The following is a 6,665-nucleotide window of genomic DNA, read 5'->3' as shown; positions in this document are numbered from 1 at the left end:
GGGCGGCCTCGGCCTCGACGATGTGCCGGACGGCGGCGTCCACGTCGTCGGTGAGGCAGATCAGGTCCAGGTCGACCGGCCCGATCTTGCCCTCGGCGGCCATGGTGTCCCGCAGCCAGTCGAGCAGCCCCCGCCAGTACGCGGTGCCCATCAGCACCACCGGGAACCGGGTGACCTTGCCGGTCTGCACCAGGGTGAGCGCCTCGAAGAGCTCGTCCATGGTGCCGAAGCCGCCGGGCAGCACCACGAACGCCTGGGCGTACTTGACGAACATGGTCTTGCGGGCGAAGAAGTACCGGAAGTCGATGGCCAGGTCGACCCAGTCGTTGAGCCCCTGCTCGAAGGGGAGTTCGATGCCGAGCCCGACGGAGAGCCCGCCGGCGTCGCTGGCCCCCCGGTTGGCCGCCTCCATCACCCCCGGCCCGCCGCCGGTGATCACGGCGTAGCCGGCCCCGCCAGGGCGGCGCCCAGCTCCTCGGCCAGCCGCACTCGGGGCTGTCCGGGTTGCTGCGGGCGGAGCCGAAGACGCTGACGGCGGGCGGCAGGTCGGCCAGGGTGTCGAAGCCCTCCACGAACTCGGCGAGGATCCGCAGCGCGCGCCAGGCGTCCTTGGTCTTCCAGTCGCCCCGGCCCCGGGAGTCGAGCAGCCGCTGGTCGGCGGTGCTGGTCGGGATCGCGCCGCGGCGCAGCGTGACCGCGCCCCGGTGCCGCTCCGGATCGCGGCCCGGCTGCCGCCCGTTGCTCTGGCTCATGGGAGCAACCGTAGTGGAGCGGCACCGGCCGGGTGTGGCGCCCGGCGAGCCGGAGAAATAGTTCGCGATCTTGGGCAACTAATTCTGTCGCTCGCACGTCTTACTATTCACATACCGGGTATGCCCCGGCCACGCGCCTTCGGGGGAGGAGCAAGCGTGATCAACAACAACGAGCGGATCCGGATCCGCCGGCAGATGCAGCGGCGCATCCGTGACGTGGTGGCCGAGCGCCGCCGTGCCCGACAGCTGGAGTCCCCGGCGGCACCGACCGCCGACCCCGAGACCACCGACTCCCCTGCCCTGACCACCGCCTGACCACCCACCCGCACCCCGCCGGCCCCGCCGGCGCTCGGTGGCGATCAAGAGGTTTGCGTCACCCGAAAGGGCCTCTCCTGACGCAGACCTCTTGATCACCGAGCCGAGCCGAGCGGACCGGGGGCGCGGGCGAGCCGGACCGGGGGGTCAGGCGGAGGCGAGCCAGCGGTGCAGGGTCGCCGCGCCGTCGCGGATCTTGGTGATCTCGACGTGCTCGTCCTTGTGGTGGGCCAGGTTGGGGTCGCCGGGGCCGAAGTTCAGCGCCGGGATGCCCATCGCCGCGAACCGGGCCACGTCCGTCCAGCCCAGCTTGCCGATCGGCGCGGCGCCGACGGCGGCGAGGAACTCCTGCGCCGCGGGCGACTCGAGACCGGGGGCCGCGCCCGCCGCCGCGTCGGTCACCGTCAGGTCGAAGCCGGCGAAGACCTCCCGCAGGTGCGCCTCGGCGGCCGCCGGGTCACGGTCCGGGGCGTACCGGTAGTTGATCTCGATCTCGCAGCGGTCCGGGACGACGTTGCCGGCCACCCCGCCGGCGATCCGCACCGCGTTCAGTCCCTCGCGGTAGTCGCAGCCGTCGATGGTGACCCGTCGGGCCTCGTACCCCCCCAGCCGGCGCAGCACCTCGCCCGCGCCGTGGATGGCGTTCACCCCGTGCCAGGACCGGGCGGCGTGGGCGCGCTCGCCGTGGGTGGTGACGACCGCCCGCATGGTGCCCTGGCAGCCGGCCTCGACGATCCCGTACGTCGGCTCCAGCAGCACCGCGAAGTCGGCCTCCAGCCACTCCGGGTGCGCCTGCGAGACCAGGGTGAGCCCGTTGTACCTCGACTCGATCTCCTCGGCCTCGTAGAAGAAGTACGTCACGTCGTAGCGCGGGTCGGGCAGGGTCACCGCCAGGTGCAGCGCGAACGCCACGCCGGACTTCATGTCCGAGGTGCCGCAGCCGTACATCAGATCGCCGCGCATGGTCGACGGGAAGTTGTCGTTCAGCGGCACCGTGTCCAGGTGGCCGGCGAGCACCACCCGGGACGCCCGGCCCAGGTCGGTACGGGCCATCACCGTGTTGTTGTGTCGGAACGTGGCCAGGTGCGGCACGCCCCGCAGCACCTCCTCGACGCAGTCGGCGATGGCCTTCTCGTTGAGGGAGACGGACTCTATGTCGACCAAGGCACGGGTCAGGGCCACCGGATCAGCCAAGACCTCGGGGGTCAGCGGGTTCTCCATGCTGGGCACGGTACCGTCAAATTCGGTGCGCGCGGGGAGGGAGCCCGCCTGCCCCGCAGCCGCGAACGAGAGGTGTAACAGTGACGTCCGCAGTACCCGCCTGGGGCATCGGCCTGGCCACCGTCACCGCTGACGACCAGGTGCTCGACACCTGGTACCCGACCGGCAAGCTCGGACTCGGCGAGCTGCCGCTGGTCCCCGGCGAGGACCAGGGCGACGTGCTCGACCTGCCGCCGGGCGCGATCGGCGAGCGGGCGCTGCCGGGTCTGCGTACCGTCGAGGTCACCACCGTGATCGGCTCGCTGGACGACCCGATCAAGGACGCCGCCGACGCGTACCTCCGGTTGCACCTGCTCTCCCACCGCCTGGTGCGGCCCAACGAGGTCAACCTGGACGGCATCTTCGGCAAGCTGGCGAACGTGGCCTGGACGTCAGCCGGGCCGTGCCCGCCGGAGCGGGTCGACGAGCTGCGCGTCATCGAGCGGGCCGCCGGCCGGTACCTGGCGGTGTACGGAGTGGACAAGTTCCCCCGGATGACCGACTACGTGGTCCCCTCCGGAGTCCGGATCGCCGACGCGGACCGGGTCCGGCTCGGCGCGCACCTGGCCGCCGGCACCACCGTGATGCACGAGGGCTTCGTCAACTTCAACGCCGGCACGCTGGGCACCTCGATGGTCGAGGGGCGGATCGTGCAGGGCGTGCTGGTCGGTGACGGTTCCGACATCGGCGGCGGGGCGTCGATCATGGGCACCCTCTCCGGCGGCGGCACCGAGAAGGTCAGCATCGGCGAGCGGAGCCTGATCGGCGCGAACGCCGGCGTCGGCATCTCGCTCGGCGACGACTGCGTGGTCGAGGCGGGCTGCTACATCACCGCCGCGTCGAAGATCACCCTGCCCGACGGGCGGGTGGTCAAGGCCCGTGAGCTCTCCGGCGTGGACGGGCTGCTCTTCTGGCGCAACTCGGTCACCGGCGCGCTGGAGGCGAAGCAGCGCACCGGCAAGGGCATCGAGCTGAACGCCGCCCTGCACGCCAACGACTGACGGACCGGTCGGGGCCGGGGCGACCGCCCCGACCCCGACCGGCGTCCGGGCCCACGGCGGTGAGACCGCGGGCCCGGCGTTGCTACCGCAGCCGGTACGCCTGGACGATCCGCTCGGTCACCGTGTTGCCGGCGGTGTCCCGGGCGATGGCCCGCAGGGACACGTGACCGGGGCCGGCCGGGTGCCGCAGCAGCGCGACCCAGCCCTTCCCGGGCACCCGCAGCACGGCGGCCTTGCGCCAGGTCTTCCCGCCGTCGTACGAGGCGTCGACGGTCAGCTTCTCCACCCCGGCGGCCGGCGCGCCGGGCTGCCGCTGCACCTGCACCGGCACGGCGAAGAGACGGCCGGCCGGCGCGCTGTTGTCGACCCGCAGCGGCGGGGCGAAGCGCACCGCCATCAGCGGCAGCCGGGCCGGGGTGTCACCGGCGACGTGACCGGACCGGAAGGTCCACGTCGACTCCACCTCGGTGCTCAGGTCGGTGAAGCTCCGGGTGGCCGACACCGTCAACTTGTAGTCGGCCGCCGCGGGCGGCACGGTGAACTCGCCGTAGCCGGCGTACTCGCTCTCGCCGACCAGTTTTCCGTTGCGCCACAGGGCGGTCCGGGCGGTGTCGGTGACCGACCCGCCGGGGTGCCCGGCGGCGTCGCTGTGCACCGGCAGGCCGACCAGAATGAGGTCGCCGGTACGGCTGACGCTCTCCTCCGGCCAGCGCGGGGCCGGGAACGACGGCCCGTACGGGGCCTGGTTCCAGGTCTCCTGGACCGTCCGCCCCGCCCGGTACGCGGTCGGGACGGAGAACAGCGCCGCCTTCGGGTCCAGCCAGCCCTCCTCGTCGACCACCCCGAAGTCGATCTCGGACTCCCAGCGCACGCCCCTGGTGTTGTAGTGCTCCACCCGCTCGCCGGGCACCTCGGTCGGCAGGACGATCGCCGAGGCCCCGGTGTTGTACTCCAGCTCCGGGATCACGATCCGCTCGGCGACCATCCCCGGGTAGCCGCCCCGGAACCGGTGCACCACGGTGGCCAGGTCACCGGCCCGGTAGTGCCGGACGAAGCCGGTCGGCATCCGGCCGGGGACCGCCTCGCTCAGCGCGTACAGGTAGGGGCTGCTGGCGGCGTCCCGGTCGGCCCACTGGCTGCTGACCGTCGAGACGAACCGGTCCGCGGAGACCGGGCTGCCGAGCTGGGCGGTGGTCAGGCCGGCGAAGCTGTCGGCCCACACCCCGAAGCCGTAGCTGCCGCCGTCGTGGGTGAAGAAGACCGCGCTGACGTCGATCAGCAGCGGCGTCGCGTCCCGCTTCGGGATCGTGGTCAGGACCGGCTTGCCCCGCCGGGCGTCCACGGTGACCGAGAGGTCCCGGTCGACGGTCAGCTCGGGCTGGGCAAGCATGGTGAGCCCGCCGGCTTCGCCCTCGGGGGCGGGCTCGAAGATGAGCGTGCTCAGGCCGTAGCGCCCCTTGGGCAGCCGCACCTGGGCCACCCCGTCGGGGTCGTAGGCGTCCCGGATGTCGAAGCGGTCCAGGCTGGCCAGGCTGGTGTAGTAGTCCGCCGTCGTCCTGCCGGACCGGTCCAGGTGGGTCACCGTCAGGGTGTAGCTCTCCACCTCCCGGTTGACCGCCACCGGGGTCACCGCGACGGTGGTGCCCGAGCGGGCGACGACCCGGCCGGTCCAGTAGCCGTCGGCGGCACCGAGCCGGGTGTCGGCGGTGACGGTGGTCTCCGCCCGGCCGCCCGCGGGCACGGTCACCCGGGTCGCGCCGAGGCGGAACATCCCGGCCGGCGCCGGCTGGCCGCCCGGACCGGTGATCTCGGTGCTCAGGTCGAGCGTGACGGCGGTCGGGCCGGCGTTGCGCCAGGCCACCGTGCGGGTGATCGGCGCGTCGTCGCCGTGCGGCCAGAGCGCGCGGCCGAAGGAGACGCTCACCGGGTCACTGCTCACCTGCTGGCCGATCGCGCGGGTCAGGTCGACCCGGCCGGCTCCCTGCTCGTACGCGGTCTGCGCCGGGTGCGGCTTCGCGGCGGCCATCAGGGTCGCCTTGAACTGGCCCGCCTTCCAGTCCGGGTGCTGCTGGGCCAGCAGCGCCACCGAGCCGGCCACGTGCGGGGTGGCCATCGAGGTGCCGGAGAGCGCGACGTACTTCTCCCCCACCGGGTCGCCGATGCTGCCGGTGGCGGACCGGGCGGCGACGATGTCGACGCCGGGCGCGGTGATGTCGGGCTTCACCGCGTCGTCGCCCACCCGGGGGCCGCGGCTGGAGAACTCGGCGAGCTGGTCGTCGCGGTCCACCGCGCCGACGGCGAGCGCCGCGTCGGCGCTGGCCGGGGAGCCGACGGAGGCGTCCGACCCGGCGTTGCCGGCAGCGGTGACGAAGAGGGTGCCGGTCTGCGCGGTCAGCGTCTGCACCGCCTCCTCCAGCGGGTCGACCTCGGGGAAGTCCCAGCCGCTGAGGCTCATGTTGACCACGGTGGCCCGCTTGTCGACGGCGGCCCACTGCATCCCGGCCAGGATGGCCGAGTCGGTGCACCCGATGTCCTCGCAGACCTTGCCGTTGAGCAGCGTGGCGTCCGGCGCGACGCCCTTGTACCGGCCGCCGGAGGCGGCGCCGCTGCCCGCGATGGTGGAGGCGACGTGGGTGCCGTGGCCGACCGTGTCCCGGTCGTCGGTGACCTCGGTGAAGTTGCGCGACTCGGCCACCTTGCCGGCCAGGTCGGGGTGGGTCGTGTCGACGCCGGTGTCCAGCACCGCGACGCTGACGCCCTTGCCGGTGAAGCCGGCCGACCAGGCGGTGGGCGCCCCGATCTGCGGGACGCTGTGGTCCAGGGTGACCCGGCGGCGGCCGTCGAGCCAGATCCGCTCGCGACCGCCCCCCGCCGCGCCGAGCCGGGTGCCGGGGCGGCCGTCGAGCCAGATCCGCTCGACGCCCCCCGCCGCGCCGAGCCGGGTGCCGGTGGAGCCGGTGGTGACCGCCGCCCACACCTGGCCGGCGGTGGACTTGCCGGCGGTGAGGGCGGCGCCGCGGATCGCCGGCAGGTCCCGGGTCACCCGGCGCGGCAGCGCGGCCACCCCGCGTCGGGCCTCCCCCCGAGGCGTACGACACCAGCAGCGGCAGGTCGTCGCGGCGGGTGTCGTCGTAGCCGGCGGAGATCAGCTCGGTGACGTCGAAGAGTCGACGGTCGACCCGGCCGGCGCGGATCAGCGCCAGCGCGTCCTGGGGCACCACGGTCAGGTGCCCGCGCTCCCGGCGTACCAGGAATCGCACGTCGCCCGGCCGGCGGCGGGCCGGACGGCGGCGTCGCCGGAGCTGGTGACGGTGACCCGGTCCCCGGTGACCAGGGT

General features: G+C 73.7%; 3 protein-coding genes and 2 pseudogenes. 2 read left to right on the top strand and 3 right to left on the bottom strand.

The genetic code is table 11. The annotated features are described in order from the left end of the window. Positions 1 to 752 (bottom strand): annotated as a pseudogene (locus JNW89_RS23160) (TIGR00730 family Rossman fold protein); the annotation flags it as partial. Between the two features lie 156 nt (positions 753 to 908). On the opposite strand from JNW89_RS23160, the gene JNW89_RS23155 reads away from it, so the two are divergent. Continuing rightward, positions 909 to 1,067 (top strand): hypothetical protein, encoded by a 159-nt coding sequence (locus JNW89_RS23155; protein WP_172894209.1) that lies wholly within the window; start codon positions 909 to 911, stop codon positions 1,065 to 1,067. A 147-nt stretch (positions 1,068 to 1,214) separates the two neighbouring features. Here the strand turns inward: JNW89_RS23155 and dapE are convergent, their stop codons facing one another. Then, a complete protein-coding gene (gene dapE / locus JNW89_RS23150; RefSeq protein WP_238450481.1) occupies positions 1,215 to 2,288 on the bottom strand; it encodes a succinyl-diaminopimelate desuccinylase in 1,074 nt (357 codons plus the stop codon). Positions 2,289 to 2,368: 80 nt separating this feature from the next. Between dapE and dapD the strand changes: the two genes are divergently transcribed. Then, a complete protein-coding gene (gene dapD / locus JNW89_RS23145) occupies positions 2,369 to 3,328 on the top strand; it encodes a 2,3,4,5-tetrahydropyridine-2,6-dicarboxylate N-succinyltransferase (RefSeq protein WP_154942132.1) in 960 nt (319 codons plus the stop codon). An 82-nt stretch (positions 3,329 to 3,410) separates the two neighbouring features. Here dapD and JNW89_RS23140 read toward each other — a convergent pair. Then, positions 3,411 to 6,665 (bottom strand): annotated as a pseudogene (locus tag JNW89_RS23140) (S8 family serine peptidase); the annotation flags it as partial.

This window comes from Micromonospora sp. 4G55 (assembly GCF_016803375.1).
This window is presented reverse-complemented; position numbering and strand designations above follow the sequence as displayed.

What these genes read in the sequence shown, in the direction of transcription:
- dapE (WP_238450481.1), bottom strand. Translation starts at nt 2,288, where the DNA reads ATGGAGAACCCGCTGACCCCCGAGGTCTTGGCTGATCCGGTGGCCCTG.